The following is an 18,600-nucleotide window of genomic DNA, read 5'->3' as shown; positions in this document are numbered from 1 at the left end:
ACAAAGCAGCGCGCCGTGTCGGCGCTGAACATGATTGACGGCGACCCGCTTCGCCCGGAAAAGCGCCGCGCTCGCGATCGGCTCGGTTTCTGACGGCGACCCGCTTCGCCCGGAAAAGCGCTGCGCTTGCGATCGCCTTAAACTTCCCCGGGTGATCACCGCTCGCGCACGACTGGCCCTTGCCGCCGGAGCAAGTGCGCGGTGGGCGTCGCGCGTCACCGGTCGCGGGGCCGGCGCGATGATCGGTGGCCTGGTCGCGATGACGCTGGACCGCTCGGTGCTGCGGCAACTCGGAGTGGGTCGGCGCACCGTCATCGTGACCGGCACCAACGGCAAGTCCACGACCACCCGGATGACCGCTGCCGCGCTGAGCACGCTCGGGGCGGTGGCCACCAACGCCGAAGGCGCCAACATGGACGCCGGCCTGGTGGCGGCGCTGGCCGCCGACCGTCGGGCCGGGTTGGCCGCCCTGGAAGTCGACGAGATGCATGTGCCGCACGTGTCGGACGCGGTCGAACCGGCCGCCATCGTGCTGCTCAACCTGTCCCGCGACCAGCTGGACCGGGTCGGCGAGATCAACGTCATCGAACGCACCCTGCGCGCCGGGCTGGCCCGCCATCCCACGGCGGTCGTCGTGGCCAACTGCGACGACGTGCTGATGACGTCGGCCGCGTACGACAGCCCGGACGTGGTCTGGGTGGCTGCGGGCGGATCGTGGGCCAACGACTCGGTGAGTTGCCCGCGCAGCGGTGAGGTCATCGTCCGGGACCGGGGTCACTGGTATTCCACCGGTGCCGACTTCAAACGGCCCAGCCCGCAGTGGTGGTTCGACGAGGAGACGCTATACGGGCCCGACGGGCTGGCGTTGCCGATGCAGTTGGGCCTGCCCGGCGCGGTGAACAGGGGCAACGCGGCGCAGGCGGTGGCGGCCGCCGTCGCGCTGGGCGCCGACCCCGCCAACGCGGTCGCGGCGGTGGCCGGGGTCGACGAGGTCGCCGGGCGGTACCGGACGGTGCGGGTGGGCGCGCACGAGGCCCGGATCCTGCTGGCCAAGAACCCGGCCGGCTGGCAGGAAGCGTTGTCGATGGTCGACAAGCACGCCGACGGTGTGGTGATCGCGGTCAACGGACAGGTGCCGGACGGGGAGGATCTGTCCTGGCTGTGGGACGTCCGGTTCGAGCACTTCGAGAACACCGCCGTTGTCGCGGCAGGCGAGCGGGGCACCGACCTCGCGGTGCGGCTGGGGTACGCGGGCGTCAAGCACACCCTGGTGCACGACACGGTGGCAGCCATCGCGTCGTGTCCACCCGGCCGGGTGGAGGTAGTCGCCAACTACACCGCCTTCCTGCAGCTCAACCGGAGGCTGGCCCGCAATGGCTGAATCCCGCGTGCGGATCGGGCTGGTGTTGCCCGACGTGATGGGCACCTACGGCGACGGCGGCAACGCCGTGGTGTTGCGGCAACGGCTACTGCTGCGCGATATCCCGGCCGAGATTGTCGAGATCACCCTGGCCGACCCGGTCCCGGATTCATTGGACCTCTACACCCTCGGCGGCGCGGAAGACTATGCGCAACGCCTGGCCACCCGCCACCTGATCCGCCACCCCGGCCTGCAGCGGGCGGCCGACCGCGGCGCCCCTGTACTGGCGATCTGCGCGGCCGTGCAGGTGCTGGGGCACTGGTATGAGACGTCGTCGGGCGAACGGGTCGACGGTGTCGGAATGCTGGATGCGACGACATCGCCGCAGCAGGTGCGGACCATCGGCGAACTGGTGGCCAAACCTCTGCTGCCCGGTCTGACCGAACGCCTCACCGGCTTTGAGAACCACCGGGGCGGAACAGATCTTGGTTCCCTGGCCAGGCCGTTGAGTGCGGTGGTCAAGGGTGCCGGCAACCGGGCGGGCGACGGATTCGACGGGGTGGTGCAGGGCAACGTCATCGCGACCTACATGCACGGCCCGTGCCTGGCCCGCAATCCCGAACTCGCCGATCTGCTGCTGAGCAAAGTAGTAGGCGAGCTGTCGCCGCTACAGCTTCCGGAGGTGGACCTGCTGCGCCGCGAGCGGCTATCGGCGCGTTAGACCATCGCGCGGCGGCCGATGAGTGCGCGCCCCAAGGTCAGCTCGTCGGCGAATTCCAGATCGCCGCCCATCGGCAAGCCTGAGGCGATCCGCGTCACTGTGAGGCCAGGGATGTCGCGCAGCATCCGCACCAGGTAGGTGGCGGTGGCCTCGCCCTCGGTGTTGGGATCGGTGGCGATGATCACCTCGGCGATGTCGACGCCGTCCACCCGCTCGCCGATCCGGGTCAGTAACTCCCGGATCCGCAGCTGTTCAGGGCCGATGCCGGACAGCGGGTCCAGCGCCCCGCCCAGCACGTGGTAGCGGCCGCGAAACTCCCGGGTGCGCTCCACGGCCTGAATGTCCTTGGGCTCCTCCACGACGCACACCAGCGAACCGTCCCGGCGCGGATCGGCACAGATCCGGCACCGTTCGTCGTCGGACACGTTGCCGCATACCGCGCAGAACTGAACTCCGTCCCGAACCTTGCCCAGCACGGCGGTCAACCGATCGATCTCCGGTGGCTCGACCGACAGCAGGTGGAAAGCGATGCGTTGCGCGCTCTTGGGTCCGATGCCCGGCAGCTTGCCGAGTTCGTCGATCAGATCCTGGACGGGCCCTTCGAACATGCGGCCGGTCTACAGGCCCGGCACACCCGGCGCACCGGGCGGCGTACCCGGCGGCGCAGGAGGCGCGGACGGTGCGGGCGGTGCGGGCGGACGCATCCCACCTGCCAGCGCACCGAGCCGCTCCTGAGCCATCCGAGTGACTTGCTTGGATGCGTCACCCATCGCCCCGACGATCAGGTCCTGCAGGGTCTCGATGTCGTTGGGGTCGACGACCTTCGGGTCGATCTTGACGCCGACGACCTCACCGCTGCCTTTGACGACGACCTCGACCAGCCCGCCACCGGCTTGACCATGCACCTCGGAATTAGCCAGCTGTTGCTGAGCCTCGAGCAGTTTCTGCTGCATCTGCTGCGCCTGAGCCAGCAGCTGCGACATATCGCCTCCGGGTTGCATGACAGTCCCCTCGCATCTTGGTCTCGAGTTGGTTTCGCCTGCGGGTGTCGGCGATTCGAAAACTTCAGCGTAGTCCGCACCGCGTTACCTTGGCGCAGTGGACGTACGGATGTGCCTTCGTGTCGGGGTGGCCCTGTTGTTGGGGATGCTGGTAGCCGCGGTGGCACCGTTCGCCGAGCCGTTGCTGCCCGCCGCCGGCGCAGCCCCGGGCAGCCTGGCCGGCATGGTCGTGTTCATCGATCCCGGCCACAATGGCGCCAATGACGCGTCGATCAGCCGTCAGGTACCCACCGGTCGCGGCGGCACGAAAGACTGCCAGGCCAGTGGCACGTCGACCAACAGCGGATATGCCGAACACACCTTTACGTGGGACACCGCCCTGCGGTTGCGGGCCGCTTTGAACGCGCTGGGCGTGCGGACCGCCATGTCCCGCGGCAATGACAACGCGTTAGGTCCCTGCGTCGACGAACGCGCCAACATGGCTAACGCACTGCACCCCAACGCCGTCGTCAGCCTGCACGCGGACGGCGGACCCGCCTCCGGGCGCGGATTCCACGTCAACTATTCGTCGCCGCCGCTCAACGCGGCCCAATCCGGACCATCGGTGCAGTTCGCCCGGGTGATGCGGGACCAACTCCAAGCGTCGGGACTGACGCCTGCCACCTACATCGGCCAAAGTGGCCTGTACGGACGTTCGGACCTGACCGGATTGAACCTGGCGCAGTATCCGTCGATCCTGGTCGAACTGGGAAACATGAAGAACCCGGCGGATTCGGCGTTGATGGAGTCAGCGGAGGGGCGCCAGAAGTACGCCGACGCGCTGGTCCGCGGCGTCGCAGGGTTTCTGGCCACCCAGGGCCAGGCCCGCTAGTCACGCCCTTCTATGGCGCCTTTCAGGTTCTGCAGCGTCTCAGCCTGAATCTTCTTCAGCCCCAGCGGCGCGAATGTCTTCTCGAAGAAACCCTTGATCCCGCCGGCGCCGGTCCAGGTGGTCGTGACGGTGACGCTGGCCCCGGGTCCGGCCGGTGCGACCGTCCAGTTGGTGACCATCGATGAGTTGGCGTCTTTCTCGATGACGGTGTGACCGGCGACGTCCACGTCGACCTGGACGTTGCGCACCCGCGACTCGGTTGCCTGCAGCCGCCACTTGGCGACGGTGCCGCGGCCCTGGCCGCCCTGCAGCACCTGGTACTCGCTGTATTGCGAGGGCAGGATCGTGGGGCGGACCTTCTCGTAATCGGCGACCGCACTGAGCACGGCGTCAGGCTCAGCGTTGATCAAGATCGTGCTGGCTGCCCTTACCTGTCCCATCGGGTGCAACTCCTTCGTGTCGATTGTGTAGGACCACGATATAGGTGGCGGTGATCGCTACCCGTCGATGCGGCGGGCACCCAGCTCGTTCTGCAACAGCTCCAGGGCAACCTCCTCGGGGTCGCGCCGTGGTTCTGCGGGGTCAGCGCGGCCGGCTTCGGCGAGCATGCTCTCCTCGTCGTCGCGCGCTGAGGTGTCGGGCGCCGGGTCCGGCTCGGCCACTGTCGGCGCAGCGACGCTGATATCGGCCCCAGCCGGTGGGCCGGCTTCGCAGCGCACCCGCCAGTTGACTCCGAGCGCGTCTTTGAGTGCCTCGACGATCACGTCGGCGTTGCGCTGTTCCGACAGCCGTCTGGCCAGCGGCGCCGCTTCGTGCGTCAGCACCAGCGTGTCGCCCTCCAAGGCAAGGACGGTGGCGCCCGCCAGCATCACCGCGGTGGTGCGACTGCGCTCACGGACTTTGTCGCGCACGGTGGGCCACATGCTGCGGACCGCGGTCGCGTTGAGTTCACCGGGCGCCGCGGCCGGCTCGGGTTTGCGCTCGGGCGCGGGTTTGCGCTCGGGCGCGGGTTCGGGTCGAGCCACCGGCCGGGGGGCGGGTTCCGGCCGAACCGGGGGGTCAGGTGCTGCGGCCGGGCGCGCCACCTGCGGCGCAGCAGACCGGCGCACCGGCGTCACCGCGGGGCGGGCAACCGCAGGCGGGGTGGACGTCGCGGCCTCCGCTGCCGGTACCGAGATGGCCAGCCGGGTCTCGATGCGTTCGACCCGCTGCAGCAGCGCCGACTCGGCGTCCGAGGCCGACGGCAGCAGCAGCCGCGCGCACACCACCTCCAACAGCAACCGCGGCGCCGTCGCGCCGCGCATCTCCCCCAGCCCGGCCTGCACCACCTCGGCGTAGCGGGTGAGGGTCGCCGGCCCGATGCGTGCGGCCTGTTCGCGCATGCGTTCCAGCACGTCCTCGGGTGCGTCCACCACGCCGCGGGACACAGCGTCCGGCACCGCCTGCAGCAGGATGAGGTCGCGGAACCGCTCCAGCAGATCGGTGGCGAAGCGCCGGGGGTCGTGCCCGGCATCGATCACCGATTCGACCGCACCGAACAGTGCCGCGGCGTCGCCGGCGCCCAGCGCGTCGACGGCGTCATCGATCAGGGCGACGTCGGTGGCCCCCAGCAACCCCAACGCCCGCTGGTAGGTCACCCGGCCCCCGTCGGAACCGGCTACCAGCTGATCCAGCACCGAAAGGGTGTCCCGTGGCGAACCGCCGCCGGCCCGGATGACCAGCGGATACACCGCGTCGTCGACGACGACACGCTCCTGTTCGCAGATCCGGGCGATCAGGGCGCGCATGGTGCGCGGCGGCAGCAACCGGAACGGATAGTGGTGGGTGCGCGACCGAATCGTCGGAAGCACCTTCTCCGGTTCGGTGGTGGCGAAGATGAAGATGAGGTGCTCGGGTGGTTCTTCGACGATTTTCAGCAGCGCGTTGAAGCCCGCGGTGGTCACCATGTGGGCTTCGTCGACGATGAACACCCGGTAGCGCGACTGAGCAGGCGCGTAGAAGGCGCGGTCGCGCAGCTCGCGGGTGTCGTCGACGCCGCCGTGGCTGGCCGCGTCCAGCTCGACCACGTCGATGCTCCCCGGGGCGTTGGGTGCCAGCGCCTGGCAGGAATCGCAGACACCGCAGGGCGTGGCGGTGGGACCCTGCGCACAGTTCAGCGAGCGGGCCAGGATCCGCGCCGACGACGTCTTCCCGCAACCGCGCGGCCCGGAAAACAGGTACGCGTGGTTGATCCGGCCCGCTTCCAGGGCCACCGACAGCGGTTCAGTGACGTGTTCCTGCCCCACCACTTCGGCGAAGGTTGCCGGTCGATACTTGCGGTAGAGGGCCACGGTGAGCAGGCTACTTTGGCCCGGTGACGATGCGCGCCGCGGAGTCGCGCGTGATCGCGCGGCGGAGTGGCGCGAGGAGGAGGCGGGCAATCCGCCACGCCCGGTGACGATGCGCGCCGCGGAGTCGCGCGTGATCGCGCGGCGGAGTGGCGCGAGGAGGAGGCGGGCAATCAACCACGCCCGGTGACGATGCGCGCCGCGGAGTCGCGCGTGATCGCGCGGCGGAGTGGCGCGGACCACTCGTGGCCTGAGCGGGGTTGAAAATTGGTCGCCCCGTCAATCCCTGTAGTAATTGATTCGGGCAATCATGATTCGACGAAAGCCGGTGGCACTCACCAGTCACTGCTGCACCTCACAGGAGCGTTGCGCAGCGAGGAGTCTATTGATGACATGTGGGACGTGCACGTCACGCACACAACGGGGTTGATCGTGTGATCAACAACGATCTGGTGCCGGTCGGCACCCCCATCGACTTGGAGAACTGCGCCCGGGAGCCGATCCACATTCCCGGCAGCATCCAGCCGCGCGGGGTGCTGGCGGTGGTGCATGAACCCGACTTCGTGGTGCGCCAGGTCAGCGCCAACGTCGCGGATTTGCTCGGCCGCCCTACCGAGGCCGTGCTGGACCGGCCGCTGTCGAATCTGATCGGCACCGCCCAAGCCGCCCGGGTCGAGCAGACGGCGTCGACTTTCGGCGATCTCCGGCAACGCAACCCGCTCGAGTGCGATATCGACGTCGGCGGCGAAACGCGGGCGTTCGACGTCATCCTGCGCCGCGAGCCGGGCGGGATCCTGCTGGTCGAACTCGAAATCGCGTACGGCGAACGCCCGTTTTCGTTTCCGAACACGTACCAGGCGGTACGCAACTCCGTCGAGGAGCTGAACCGGGCCACCACGCTCACCGAACTGTATGACACCACCGCGGAATCGGTCCGCGCGCTCACCGGCTTCGACCGCGTGATGGTGTACCGGTATGACGAGGACTACAACGGCGAGGTGGTCGCCGAATCCAGGCGCGACGACCTCAACTCCTTTCTCGGCCTGCACTACCCCTCGACCGATATCCCGGCCCAGGCGCGGGCGTTGTATGAGAAGAACTGGATTCGGCTCATCTCCGACGTCAACTACACGCCGGCCCCTCTGGTCCCCGCGGTCGACCCGGCCAGCGGCCAACCGCTGGACCTCACCTATGCCACGTTGCGCAGCGTCTCCCCTATCCACATCGAGTACCTCCAGAACATGGGTGTGCACGCGTCCATGTCGATCTCGTTGCTACGACACGGCCGGCTGTGGGGCCTGATCGCCTGCCACCACTACGCCGGGCCACACCTGCCGCCGTACGGCACCCGGGTGGCGGCGGAGTTCCTCGGTTCGACCCTGTCGCTGCGACTGGTCGACCGGTTCGAAGACGACCAGTTGCACCAGCGGTTAGCTGCTAATGCGGTGCTGACGAAATTGATTGCGGCCACGCTGGACGACAGCGAGTCCCTGGCGGCGGCGCTGCTCGGCGCGCCGAACCTGCTCGACCTGGTGCCCGCTGACGGAGTCGTCGTCAACATCCAGGGTGAATACCGGGTCATCGGGGCGGTGCCGCCGCCGGAGGTCGCATCCATGGTCGCGGCGTGGGCCCGCGGCGCGGGCGAGGAGGTCGCCAGTACCGAGTGCCTGACCCAGGAGTTGTCGGCGCTGGATCTCGATCCGAAGCTCGTCGCCGGGGCGCTCGCTCTCAACCTGCCCGACGGGCAGTACGCGATCTGGTTTCGCCGCGAGGTCCAGCGGTCAGTCGACTGGGGCGGCGACCCGCACAACAAGGCCATCGCGATCCGCGAGGGCAGCGACGGCATCCGGCTCAGCCCGCGAAAGTCTTTCGAGCGGTGGCGCGAGATCGTGCGGGAACGCAGCGAGGCGTGGACGCCCAGCGAAGCGGATTCTGCCGAATCGCTGCGCCGCCACCTGGTCGAATCGCTGTACCGCCGCACGCGCGGCGCGTTGCGCATGGCCGAGACCCTGCAGCGCAGTCTGCTGCCGGAATCGATCCCCAAGCTGGACAGCTGGCAGCTGTCGGCGCACTACGAGCCGGCGGCGGGCGACAACGTCGGCGGCGACTGGTACGACGCGTTCGAGCTGCGCGACGGCCGGCTGATCCTGCTGCTCGGCGACGTCGCGGGTCACGGTGTCGCGGCGGCCGGCACCATGGCGCAACTGCGCAACGCGCTGCGCGCGCAGCTGTTCGGCGGCGCCACGCCGGCCGAAGCCCTGAATCAACTGAACGACTTCTCGGTGCACATGTTGCCCGGCGCGTTCGCGACCGTCATCGTGGCGCGGATTGACCTCGATTCGGGGCTCGTGGAGGCGGCGTGCGCCGGCCACCTGATGCCGTACCTGACGAATCCGGGGGTGCTGGCGGCCTCGGTCCAGCTTTCGCCGCCGATCGGCATCCGCGGGGTGACCTACGCCCCGAGCACGTTCACCATCGGGCCCGGCCAGGGGCTGGTGATGTACTCCGACGGCTTGGTGGAACGCCGGGGCGAACCGATCGATGCCGGTCTGGACCGCCTGGCCGAAACTCTCACCCGGGTCGGCAACGCCTCCGCGTCGCGGATCTGGTCGGCGATGGCGTCGGTGATGGGTGCCACTGACGACGACGTCGCCGTCGTCAGCCTGCGGCGGCCCTGACCGCCAGCAGCGATTCGGTGGCGGCCAGCAGCGCGCAGGTAGCGAGCCCGTCCACCGCGTTGCGTAAATCTGTCAGTGACGGGAACGACGGCGCGATCCGGATGTTGGTGTCGTCGGGATCCTTGCGGTACGGGAAGGATGCGCCGGCCTCGGTCACGGCGATGCCGGCGTCCTTGGCCAGGGCGACGGTGCGGCGCGCGGTGCCGGGCAGGACGTCGAGGCTGATGAAGTAGCCGCCCTTGGGGTCGGTCCAGGAGGCGATCTTCGAGCCGCCGAGCCGCTGCTCCAGGATCTCGGCCGCCAGCGCGAACTTCGGCGCCAGAATCTGCTGGTGGCGCAGCATGTGCAGGCGCACCCCGTCCGCATCCCCGAAGAAGCGCAGGTGCCGGAGCTGATTCACCTTGTCCGGGCCGATCGATTTCTTGGCGGCGTACTGCAGATACCACGCGATGTTGCCCAGCGACCCGCCGAAGAAGCTCACCCCGGCGCCGGCGAAGGTGATCTTGGACGTGGAGGCGAAGATGTAGGGCCGGTTGGGGTTGCCGGCCTTGGTGGCCAGGCCGAGGACATCGACCTGACGGGTGAAGTCGTGGGTCAGCGTGTGCACTGCGTAGGCGTTGTCCCAGAACAGGCGGAAGTCGGGGGCCGCGGTCTGCATCTGCACCAGCCGGCGCACGGTTTCCCACGAGTAGGTGATCCCGGTGGGGTTGCCGAACACCGGCACCGTCCACATGCCTTTGATGGCCGGGTCGACCGCCACCAGCTCCTCGATCAGGTCGACATCCGGACCGTCTTCGAGCATCGGAACCGGGATCATCTCGATGCCCAGGGTCTCGGTGATGGCGAAGTGACGGTCGTATCCGGGCACCGGGCACAGGAATTTGACGCCGCCCGGCTCTTGTATCCAGGGCCGCGGCGAATCCACGCCACCGTGCAGCATGGAGTAGACGACGACATCGTGCATGAATTCCAGGCTGGCGTTGTTGCCGGCGATCAGGTTCTGCACCGGAAGGCCCAACAACTCGGCGAAGATTCCGCGCAGACCCGGCAGTCCGTGCAAACCGCCGTAGTTGCGGGTGTCGGTGCCCTCCGGGTCTTTGAATTCGTCTCCGGGCAGGTTCAGTAGCCGGTTGGACAGGTCGAGCTGCTCGGGTGACGGTTTCCCTCGGGTCAGGTCGAGCGACAACTTCTTGGCCTGTAGCCCCGCGTACTCCTGCTGGTGGCGCGCGTGCACCGCCGACAGATCTTCAGGGCTGAGGGAATCGAGCGAAGCCATGCGGCCCTTTCACCGTCGTGACATGAAGGGGACCCCGCGCACCCGACAGAGCCCATTGACCCTTGCTGCCTTCCGGCCCTGGGGGAGTTCACAGGATAGACGCCGCGCGGGGTCCATCGGCGAGTGTAGTACCTGGCCGCCGACCTGTTCTTGGCGACTCGTCAGCGGCGGAGGCAGGTGCCGGAGGCACTCTGCGCGGTCCAACGGCTACCATGACCACGGAGGATTCGCCTAGTGGCCTATGGCGCTCGCCTGGAACGCGGGTTGGGTTAACAGCCCTCGCGGGTTCAAATCCCGCATCCTCCGCTGTATGGTCTGCCGGGTGACCAGGGCGGATGTCTATCCTGGTCGCCTGTCGGCAGCAGAGTGATCTGCCTGAGGAGGGGTATGGGGCGCAAAGTCGCCGTGCTTTGGCACGCGTCGTTTTCGATCGGCGCCGGCGTCCTCTTCTTCTATTTCGTATTGCCCCGGTGGCCCGAACTGGTGGGTGACACCTCGCACGGCCTGGGCAACGCCCTTCGCATCCTGACCGGCGTGCTGATCGGTCTGGCCGCGTTGCCGGTGGTGTTCGACCTGTCGCGGACCCGCAAGCCCGAACTCGGCGTGCCGCAGCTGGCGTTATCGATCCGGACGTGGGCAATCGTGGCCCACGTGCTGGCGGGGGTGCTGATCATCGGTACCGCGATCAGCGAGTACTGGCTCAGCCTGGACAAGGCCGGTCAGTGGTTGTTCGCGATCTACGGTGCCGCCGCCGCCATCGCGGTGCTGGGGATTTTCATGTTCTACCTGTCGTTCGCTGCCGAACTCCCGCCGCCGCCGCCGAAACCGATCAAGCCGAAGAAGGACAAGAAACGCCGCGTCCGGGGCAAGCAGCGGGGCAAGGTCGCCGCCGCCGACGTCGAAGACGCTGAGGAAGATGAGCTCGACGACGAGGCTGACGGAACTGAGGACGCCGCCGAGGGCGCCGATTCCGACATCGCGGACGCAGAAGAGGTCGAAGCGGCAGAAGAGGTCGAGGCCGACACTGTCGTAGCGCCGAGCGCCGAGGCCGAACCTGTCGAAGCGGAGACCGTCGAGGCACCCGCGGGTGTCAGCCTGGACAAAGACTCCGACGATGAGCCGGCACCAGCGGCCAAGGCTGACGGGGAAGACGCACCGGCGGAAGAAACCGTCGAAGCCGCCGTGCAGCCGCGGTTGCGCAACCGCCGTCCGACCGGCAAGACCTCGCATCGTCGGCGACGCACCCGGGGTGGGGTCACGGTCGAGGAATAGGGCCTCAGCGGTTCTTCAACCGTTCGACGTAGGCGGCCACGCCCTGCTGAGTCTGGTCCGATGCCCACACCCGGCGAACCTCGCGGTCGATGTCGGTGCCGGCGTCGATGCGCGCCAGCGTGGGCGCCCGCAACTGTGCTTTGGTGTGGCTGTACGCCGCCGCCGGGATCTCACCCAGGTCGGACGCCTCGGCAACAGCCGCGTCGAGCAGATTGTCGGCGACGATGCGATGGGCCAGCCCGCGGGCCACGGCCTCGTCGCCGCGGTAACTCCGCCCACTCAGCAGGACCTCTTCGGCGCGGTCACCACACGCGTAGCGCATCACTTCGAGCGCGGCGACCGGGAACGGCACCCCCACCCGGACCTCGGCGGCGCCGATCTGGGCGCCCGGAGCAGCCAGCCGCCAATCACAGGCGCAGGCCAGCACGCATCCGCCGGCTATCGCGGCGCCGTTGATCGCGGCCACCGTCGGTCCCGGATACCGGAACACCGCGTCGAACGCACTCGACAACGCCGGAACCAATTGGTCGGTGTATGCGGCCCCGCCCGCCACGAGGCGGTTGAGGTCTACCCCGGCAGAAAACACCCGACCGGCGCCGGAGAGGACCAACGGTGGCCCGCCCGATCGTTCCTGTTCCCGCACAGCCTCCGTCAGCTCACCGAGGAACTCGACGTCGAGGGTGTTCACCCGTCCCGCCGACAACGTCAGTACCCGCACCCCACCCACAGCTTCGATTTCGATCACGCTCACTACTACACCAGAACTACTGCGACTGCGGTGATTCCCCAGGGCGGTAGCTGCGTTGCCGTCGGTCTCATTTGTTGGGATCGGTAGCGATCGCTGCGGGCTGTACTTCAGCAATGACGACGCCATCGGGGCGGCGCATGACGGAAGGAAGTCCGATGAAACGTGTTATCGCTGCTGCGATTGGCGCCCTTGGCTGCGCTTCGGTGTTGGTGGGCTGCTCCAGCGGCGGCCAGACGGCCACCCCGGCGCCGAACGCGCCGGCGAGTGTGTCCACCGGCGGCGGAAAGACCGAGGTCAAAGTGGCCGGCGCCGACCTTGCCGGCCTGGACCCCGCCTCGGTGACCTGTGTGAAGCAGGCCGGGAAGATCAACATCGGCAGTGGATCCACCGGTGGCCCCCAGCAGGCGCTGGCCGTGGTGATGACCGACGCGAACCCGCCGACCGTGGACTCGTTGGCGCTGGTGGTCGAAGGCAACGCACTGTCGGTGGCCGACAGCATGGGCTCCAAGGTCGGTTCGGCCAAGGTTTCGGTGGACGGCAAGACCTACACCATCACCGGACAGGCGCAGGGTGCCGACCTGAAGAACCCGATGGCCGGCATGATCACCAAGGACTTCAGCATCAAGGTGACCTGCGGCTGATGCGCCGCGGTTCGGCCCGGCGGGCGTGCGACGCACGTCCGCCGTTCCGGGTGGTCAGACGGACTTATGATGCAGCCGTGTCGATCGGTGACGACCTGCAGCGCGCTCGTCATCTGGGGTGCGCCGCCGAGGACGAGGCGGCCCGCGATCTGTTGCTGTCGCTGATGCCGCGGACCGAGCAGGAAGTTCGAGACGACCTGCTACTGGAGGTGTTCGCTCAGCTCGGCGAGATCTACCTGGTCCGCGGCGCGAATGACGGAGTGCGGGAATGTATTCGACGGATTCTGGACCCGTTGGCAATCTACCGTGCAATCCTGGCCGGGACCATGCCGGAGGCCGCGGCGCAGGTGCACATCTCGCACACCGCGATCGCACACATGGTGTGCCGTTACACCCGGCGGGCCCAGTTCCTGCAGACGGGATTGGCTGCGGCACAAGGTGATCACGAGGGGGTCGAAGCAGCGCTGGCTGCCCTGGCCGATTCCGACGACGCCTTTCCCGATCTCGTCGCCGAGCACCGGCAGTTACTCTGCTACGCCCAGCTGCTGTCCGCGACGGCTCTGTGCGACGACGATCTGCACGTCCGGTCGGTACCGCTATGGGAACGGGTGCTCACCTGGCTGGATGGTGCGACGGACGGCGGTGCATACGCCGATCACCTCTGGGTACTGGCAGCCACCGGGTACGGCAGGTTCTGCGTCGAGACCGGACGCCTTGTCGAGGCCGAGCCCTGGTTGTGCCGCGCAGACGCCCGGGCACGGGCACGCGGCTGGGAGCTCGACTGCGCCAGAGCACAATTGGAGCGGGCAGCGGCCAGCTGGTCGGTCGGTGACCATCACACGACCGAGCAATTGGTCTCGGCGGCCTATCCGGTGATCGCCCGCTACGCGCGGGCCCATGAGGTGTCGCGCTGCTGGCTGTACCTGGGCCTGACCCGGCTGTCCGGCGGTGCACTGGAGGCTGCCGACGAATGTTGGGAGCATGCCGAACGGCACTGGCGCGAATTGGGCAAGCCGCTGCATTTACACCGTATTCTGCTGCAGCGCAGCTGGATTGCGATATTCTGGGGACGGTTCGCCCAGGCAGTGGAGCTGATAGCCCAAGCCCGGGAGCTGCTCGACTCCTCGCCACGCAGCAGCTGGCTGCAGTACGCATTGCTCGACAATCAGTTGGGCACCGTGTGGCGTGCAGATGCATTGGCGGATATGGGTTTTGATGCCTATGGAGATCCCGACGAGCCGTTGCGGCACGTCGAGTACCGCCACCTCACCTCACTCGGCGTCCTGCACGGCGAGGGCGGCACCCGGCAGCATCGACGAGCGATGACCAAGCTCGAACAGGCGGCCGACCTCAAAGTGCCCGCGGCACTGGCCGTCGACTCGGTGCGTTATTCGATCGTCGATGCCGATGCGAGATCCCGCTGGGCGAACCATGTCGCGGCACCCGTGCTGGCCGGTGCCTTCGCGGTCGCCTGGGAGTCGGAGAACACCGCGTTGCTCAGCGAGCTCGTCGAATATCACAGTGCGCGTGGTACTTTCCACAGCGACCTGCCAACCCGGCAACCCGGCGAGTGGGAGTCGACGGCCGTGCCACCGGCGGTCACCGGGAGAGCGGACGAGATGGCGACGGCAGCCGCGGGGCCGGTCAGGTCGGGCGGCAGGTCCCTGATCCGGATCGGGCCGTTGCCTCCGTTGCAGATGCAGCCGGACTCGGCGCCGATCCTGGATCGGTATCGCGCGCTGGCGCTGCAGCGGTACGGCCGGCAGGTCACCGCCGCCGAGCCACCGTGGTCGACCTGGCATGACTGACTCGGTGACGCTCATCCTGCGCTACGCCGATCTGGGCGTCGCCACCTATGCGAGCCTGCGGGTGGTCGGCGATCCGTCCAGCACCGTCACCTGGGTGATCGAGGAGCCAATCCTGTTGGCCGCCTTACAGGAACTGGCCGACACATTACCCGAACCGGTCGGTGCCGAGAACCGGCATGACGCGATCGAACGGGCCCTGACCCGAGGTCCGTTCGCGTCGCCTGCGGCCGAACTGACCACCTCTTACATCCTCGGTGCGCTGTTGATCGGAACGGCCGGGTGGCAACTGCTGACGCAGTGCGTGGCCTCGCCGCGGCCCAGGTTGTTCGTCTCACCCAGCACCCGGCTGGCGCGGGTGCCCTGGGGTCAGCTCGCGCTGCCCAAGTCGGGGCCCAGCACCGCAGAACTGGTTCAGGCCCGCCACGGCGCATTCACCGCCAGCGGTCCGACGGCCGCCCACATAGCTTGGCAGCTGGCCGATATCGAGCAGCACACTGATGGCTATCGGCTGATGGAGTTGGTCGACATCCTGTTGGCGGTGCCGCAGCACATTACGCACGCACCTCGCGTCCCCGCGCAATGGCGCGCCCGGCGCGACGGGCCGGCGGTACTGGTCCTGGATCCCCGGGTTCCGGGCCAGCGACCCGACTCGGCCCTCGGATCGGTGCTCGGCAGACCGTCCGAAAAGACTGCGCTGGCCAGGCATTTCGCTGCCCTCAAGCAACACCGCGCGGTGTTGCCCCGCGTCGACACGGCTGTCGAATTGTTCCGCCGTCCAGACGCCGACCGCGACTGGTTGGCGGGACTGCTCGCGCAACAACCAAGCCGGCTCCTCTACGTCGGTCACGCGAGCTCGGCCGACGGCGCAGCTGGGCACGCAGACCGAGCTTCGCTGCACCTGGCATGTACCGCCGCGACCCCCGGAGACGCCGCGGCGATCGGCGACCATCGGCCGTTGACCGCCTCGGATCTGATGGCCCTGCGATTGCCGGTACCACCGCGGGTGGCGCTGCTGGCCTGCGCATCCGGCGGTGACTATCAGTTCGACGAAGCGACCGGTCTGGTGGCGGCGATGATCCTGTGCGGGGCACAGTTGGTGACTGCCACGCTCTGGTCGCTGCCCACCACCGCGGCATACCGACAATTCGGCACGGTCGCCGCCGACCCGACCGATCAGTTCCCGGACCCGATGTCCGACCTGGTCGCTGCCGTCGACGACGCACACGAGGAGGACGCCGCGGGCTGCGCCGTGAACCGCTGGCAGCGCGCCCAGCTGCGGCGCTGGCGAGACGGCGATGTCACCGCCAGTCCGCTGTACTGGGGCGCGCTGGTCACTTTCGCCGTCGACCGGGCACGGTGACCTCAGGTGGGGGCCAATTGCGCTGTCCGCCCTGCGGATACGACCAGCGCCGCGGACCCGACCGGCTACCGAACCCAACTTCGCAGATACCGATATCGTGCCCGGTGCCCCTATTCTGTCGTCATGAGCGCCGATCCGCAGGAGGTAGCGGCTGCCTTCTACAGCGGAAACGATCCCGGCTATCCCCGCCGTGCGGTCATCGATCGGGGCTGGCGCGCAATCGGTTCCGGTGTCGAGGTGCTCAGCAGCGATGATGGCGGGCCGTTGAGCAGGACCGTGAAACGCATCATCGATCCACTAGTGCTTCGGCTGCGGTCCAATCCGCAGTATTCGGCGCCGGTGGTCGCAGCCGGCACCGCGGCGGCCATGCATGACCTGATCGTCGGGAATTCCGTCCAGTTACGCTGCGCCGCAGCCTGGTTCGAGGTGCTCAAGATCGAGCGGCGTCGATTGCGGATCCGCAGCGGCAACGCCCAGGAGCTGTATTTCCCGGTGTGCTTCGAGCTCGCGGTGACCAGAGGCGCACCCGCGCCGCAAGACCGCGAGACCGCTGGTGCGGTGCTGCAGGAGATCCACCGCGGCCGGGACCGCACTGCGGTCGAGGTGCTCAACGATTACATCGCCGATCCGCAGGTCGTCGCTACCTTGGCAGCCCAGCTCCAACGGAGCTGGTGTGATGTGCGGGCGCAGGACGCGGTGCTCGAACCGTTTCTGGCCGAGTTGGCCACCGTGCTCGGGCCGGCCGACAGTCACAACGCGACCACTGCGCGCCAGCGGGTGTGGTCGGCGGTAATAGCCGACACCACGCCATACAACCTGGGTGCCCTGGCCCGCGTCCACGAGGCCGAGCTGCCGTGGTCCATCGTCGAGCTGGGCTTGAGTTCTGTTGCGCCACAACGCCCGCCGGAAATTGCCGGTGGCGCCGACAGCGACCGCCCGCTGGATCGCACGGTGGTGGATCGGGTGCGGTCGACACTGCGGCGCACCCTGGACCGGGACGCCTTGCCCGACATCCCGCTGCTGTGCGCCGAGGAGGTGGACCGGGCGAGCGCGCCCTGGGGTCTGCTGGCTGAGGACAAGCAGGCCACCATGGTGGCCGGCATCGAGGTAGCGGTCGGACTGGCGCCACTGGACCGCACGGTCACCGCCCGCTACGCGCTGGCCGCGCAGATCCAGTCCCGGTTGCGCAAGGAGGCCTACGTCCTGCACGCCCGACGGTATGTGGCCGGGAACGGCCCGATCCACCCGCGCCAGCAACAGATCATCGACGATCTCGCCGCGTTCGCGCAGCCGTATCTGAGCCGTTTGTGGGCACGCCTGCATGGACGCGACGTGTGGCAGGAACCGTGTGCAGACGTCGAGGACGTCCGCGCGTTGCTGGACGGCGTCGCCAGGTCGGTGAGCCTGGATCACCGGCAGCGGATCAAGTCGATGCTGGAATTGCAGGTGGCGGGGTGAGGGTTGTCGACGATCCGCTCGGGCAGCCGGCTCCGCTGGTCGCGGTGCTGGAGGTCAGCGGTGCCGTGTTGTCCTGGCTGGTGGACGAGCCGGCCGCGGACTCGCCCACCGTGACCTTCACCGACGTGGCCCGCGCCGACTGGTTGTGGCGCGTCGTCGGGTCAGCTGGTCACCTCGCGCTGATCGCCGGCACCGGGCCGGTCGAACTCGACGTGGCAGCCGGTTCGATGGAACCACTGCGCCGGCTGGCGATCGGTCATTGGCTGCGGCGCTGGTGGCCGGCCAGTCGGCGTGACGGCATTCCCGGTCTTGATCAGCCCCTGCTCGACGCCGAGGTGGCGCTGCTGACGGTCGGCCTGCAGGACTTTTTCACCGACGACACCCTGGATTCGGACGTCGCCGCCTTGCTGAGTCCGCACGGCGCGGCGCTGACCGCCCACCTGGGCACCGGCGATCCGCGGGTTCGCGAGTTGGTGCGGGCGGGGTCCGAGCTTGCCGACGAGGTCGGCGTCGACGGTGACGGATGGCCGGAACTGGCTGTCGCACTGCAGGATTCGAAGATCACCGGGACTGTTCCGGCCGGACGACGCGACGACTACGCGCTGGCTGCCGGCGCTGACGCGGGTCCGCGGTCCGCCGCCGCGATCGGCCGCGGAGTCGCGTCGATCAACTGGGCCGCGGTGCCGCCGGGCGTGTTCGACGCGGCTGAGGACACCGTCGAGTGGAGTGTGCAGGCAGCGGGTCCGGCGGTTGTCGCCGTCGTCCGAACGGCCGTCCTGGGCCCCGGCCCGGCCACCGACATCGCCGTGCGGGTGAGGTCGGGGAAGGTCAGCGGCGCCGGCGCCCTGGATCCCGGTGGCCGGGCCACTGTTCCCCTGTTCGATGCGCAACAACAGGCGCTGACAGAGTCGGCCGCCTGGAACCAGGACTGGCCCGCGACGTCCGTGGTCGTCGGCGTGCCGGTCAGCGAACCCCGCGACGTACGCGACCGGATCCGCCGCTGGGTGCGGCTGCGACTGGACCAACCACCGCCGGACGCGTTCCTCGCCGAGATCCTGGCGGCTGAAGCCTCTTACTGA

Annotated in this window: 16 protein-coding genes, 1 tRNA gene and 1 other RNA gene; 11 read left to right on the top strand and 7 right to left on the bottom strand. The window is 68.5% G+C overall.

The annotated features are described in order from the left end of the window. Positions 1–151: 151 nt before the first annotated feature. Complete coding sequence (locus tag AC5Y3Z_RS12390) at positions 152–1,381, top strand: Mur ligase family protein (RefSeq protein WP_473140325.1); 1,230 nt, start codon at positions 152–154, stop codon at positions 1,379–1,381. Next, entirely contained in the window at positions 1,374–2,081 is a 708-nt protein-coding gene (locus tag AC5Y3Z_RS12385) for a type 1 glutamine amidotransferase (RefSeq protein WP_473140326.1), read from the top strand. The genes AC5Y3Z_RS12390 and AC5Y3Z_RS12385 overlap by 8 nt, the downstream gene beginning before the upstream one ends. On the opposite strand, the gene recR is transcribed toward AC5Y3Z_RS12385, so the two are convergent. Both recR and AC5Y3Z_RS12375 read right to left on the bottom strand, forming a co-directional pair. Next, positions 2,078–2,689 (bottom strand): recombination mediator RecR, encoded by a 612-nt coding sequence (gene recR / locus AC5Y3Z_RS12380; protein WP_463826027.1) that lies wholly within the window; start codon positions 2,687–2,689, stop codon positions 2,078–2,080. The two genes, AC5Y3Z_RS12385 and recR, sit on opposite strands and share 4 nt — an antisense overlap. A 9-nt stretch (positions 2,690–2,698) precedes the next feature. Beyond that, positions 2,699–3,082 carry a YbaB/EbfC family nucleoid-associated protein gene (locus tag AC5Y3Z_RS12375; protein ID WP_473140327.1) on the bottom strand — a complete coding sequence of 128 codons (384 nt, stop codon included), beginning with the start codon at positions 3,080–3,082 and terminating at the stop codon, positions 2,699–2,701. A gap of 109 nt (positions 3,083–3,191) precedes the next feature. Here AC5Y3Z_RS12375 and AC5Y3Z_RS12370 point away from each other — a divergent pair, with 109 nt between their 5' ends. After that, complete coding sequence (locus AC5Y3Z_RS12370; RefSeq protein ID WP_463826414.1) at positions 3,192–3,953, top strand: Rv3717 family N-acetylmuramoyl-L-alanine amidase; 762 nt, start codon at positions 3,192–3,194, stop codon at positions 3,951–3,953. Here the strand turns inward: AC5Y3Z_RS12370 and AC5Y3Z_RS12365 are convergent. Together AC5Y3Z_RS12365 and AC5Y3Z_RS12360 are read right to left on the bottom strand one after the other, a co-directional pair. Continuing rightward, positions 3,950–4,393: an SRPBCC family protein gene (locus AC5Y3Z_RS12365; protein WP_473140328.1), complete on the bottom strand. Its 444-nt coding sequence runs from the start codon at positions 4,391–4,393 to the stop codon at positions 3,950–3,952. The genes AC5Y3Z_RS12370 and AC5Y3Z_RS12365 overlap by 4 nt on opposite strands. Before the next feature lie 57 nt (positions 4,394–4,450). Then, complete coding sequence (locus tag AC5Y3Z_RS12360; RefSeq protein ID WP_473140329.1) at positions 4,451–6,283, bottom strand: DNA polymerase III subunits gamma/tau; 1,833 nt, start codon at positions 6,281–6,283, stop codon at positions 4,451–4,453. 431 nt (positions 6,284–6,714) lie between these two features. Between AC5Y3Z_RS12360 and AC5Y3Z_RS12355 the strand changes: the two genes are divergently transcribed. Continuing rightward, complete coding sequence (locus AC5Y3Z_RS12355; RefSeq protein ID WP_473138567.1) at positions 6,715–8,958, top strand: SpoIIE family protein phosphatase; 2,244 nt, start codon at positions 6,715–6,717, stop codon at positions 8,956–8,958. Here AC5Y3Z_RS12355 and AC5Y3Z_RS12350 read toward each other — a convergent pair. Beyond that, positions 8,939–10,234 (bottom strand): aspartate aminotransferase type Ic, encoded by a 1,296-nt coding sequence (locus tag AC5Y3Z_RS12350; RefSeq protein ID WP_473138568.1) that lies wholly within the window; start codon positions 10,232–10,234, stop codon positions 8,939–8,941. The genes AC5Y3Z_RS12355 and AC5Y3Z_RS12350 overlap by 20 nt on opposite strands. A gap of 23 nt (positions 10,235–10,257) precedes the next feature. Further along, positions 10,258–10,352: signal recognition particle sRNA small type (gene ffs, locus AC5Y3Z_RS12345), an RNA gene on the bottom strand. Positions 10,353–10,454: 102 nt separating this feature from the next. Between ffs and AC5Y3Z_RS12340 the strand changes: the two genes are divergently transcribed. Then, positions 10,455–10,540, top strand: a tRNA-Ser gene (locus AC5Y3Z_RS12340). An 81-nt stretch (positions 10,541–10,621) separates the two neighbouring features. Further along, entirely contained in the window at positions 10,622–11,506 is an 885-nt protein-coding gene (lucA, locus tag AC5Y3Z_RS12335) for a lipid uptake coordinator LucA (RefSeq protein ID WP_463826033.1), read from the top strand. 4 nt (positions 11,507–11,510) lie between these two features. On the opposite strand, the gene AC5Y3Z_RS12330 is transcribed toward lucA, so the two are convergent. Beyond that, entirely contained in the window at positions 11,511–12,257 is a 747-nt protein-coding gene (locus AC5Y3Z_RS12330; protein WP_473138569.1) for an enoyl-CoA hydratase/isomerase family protein, read from the bottom strand. 152 nt (positions 12,258–12,409) lie between these two features. On the opposite strand from AC5Y3Z_RS12330, the gene AC5Y3Z_RS12325 reads away from it, so the two are divergent. From AC5Y3Z_RS12325 to AC5Y3Z_RS12305, 5 genes are all read left to right on the top strand, one after another. Next, positions 12,410–12,895 (top strand): lipoprotein LpqH, encoded by a 486-nt coding sequence (locus AC5Y3Z_RS12325; protein ID WP_473138570.1) that lies wholly within the window; start codon positions 12,410–12,412, stop codon positions 12,893–12,895. Between the two features lie 77 nt (positions 12,896–12,972). Further along, a complete protein-coding gene (locus AC5Y3Z_RS12320) occupies positions 12,973–14,703 on the top strand; it encodes a hypothetical protein (protein ID WP_473138571.1) in 1,731 nt (576 codons plus the stop codon). Further along, complete coding sequence (locus AC5Y3Z_RS12315) at positions 14,696–16,063, top strand: CHAT domain-containing protein (protein ID WP_473138572.1); 1,368 nt, start codon at positions 14,696–14,698, stop codon at positions 16,061–16,063. The genes AC5Y3Z_RS12320 and AC5Y3Z_RS12315 overlap by 8 nt, the downstream gene beginning before the upstream one ends. A 123-nt stretch (positions 16,064–16,186) precedes the next feature. Further along, entirely contained in the window at positions 16,187–17,521 is a 1,335-nt protein-coding gene (locus AC5Y3Z_RS12310; protein WP_463826038.1) for a hypothetical protein, read from the top strand. Then, positions 17,518–18,600, top strand: a complete 1,083-nt coding sequence (locus AC5Y3Z_RS12305) for a hypothetical protein (protein WP_473138573.1) — start codon at positions 17,518–17,520, stop codon at positions 18,598–18,600. The genes AC5Y3Z_RS12310 and AC5Y3Z_RS12305 overlap by 4 nt, the downstream gene beginning before the upstream one ends.

This window comes from Mycobacterium sp. NGS61 (genome assembly GCF_059812325.1).
Note: the sequence above shows the minus strand (reverse complement) of the source record. Positions and strands in the feature narration are given on the sequence as shown.

Excerpts from the sequence above, each read along its gene's own strand:
- AC5Y3Z_RS12350 (WP_473138568.1), bottom strand. The coding sequence starts at position 10,234 with ATGGCTTCGCTCGATTCCCTCAGCCCTGAAGATCTGTCGGCGGTGCAC.
- AC5Y3Z_RS12315 (WP_473138572.1), top strand. The coding sequence starts at position 14,696 with ATGACTGACTCGGTGACGCTCATCCTGCGCTACGCCGATCTGGGCGTC.
- AC5Y3Z_RS12370 (WP_463826414.1), top strand. The coding sequence starts at position 3,192 with ATGTGCCTTCGTGTCGGGGTGGCCCTGTTGTTGGGGATGCTGGTAGCC.
- AC5Y3Z_RS12365 (WP_473140328.1), bottom strand. The coding sequence starts at position 4,393 with ATGGGACAGGTAAGGGCAGCCAGCACGATCTTGATCAACGCTGAGCCT.
- AC5Y3Z_RS12310 (WP_463826038.1), top strand. The coding sequence starts at position 16,187 with ATGAGCGCCGATCCGCAGGAGGTAGCGGCTGCCTTCTACAGCGGAAAC.
- AC5Y3Z_RS12325 (WP_473138570.1), top strand. The coding sequence starts at position 12,410 with ATGAAACGTGTTATCGCTGCTGCGATTGGCGCCCTTGGCTGCGCTTCG.
- lucA (WP_463826033.1), top strand. The coding sequence starts at position 10,622 with ATGGGGCGCAAAGTCGCCGTGCTTTGGCACGCGTCGTTTTCGATCGGC.
- AC5Y3Z_RS12375 (WP_473140327.1), bottom strand. The coding sequence starts at position 3,082 with ATGCAACCCGGAGGCGATATGTCGCAGCTGCTGGCTCAGGCGCAGCAG.
- recR (WP_463826027.1), bottom strand. The coding sequence starts at position 2,689 with ATGTTCGAAGGGCCCGTCCAGGATCTGATCGACGAACTCGGCAAGCTG.
- AC5Y3Z_RS12385 (WP_473140326.1), top strand. The coding sequence starts at position 1,374 with ATGGCTGAATCCCGCGTGCGGATCGGGCTGGTGTTGCCCGACGTGATG.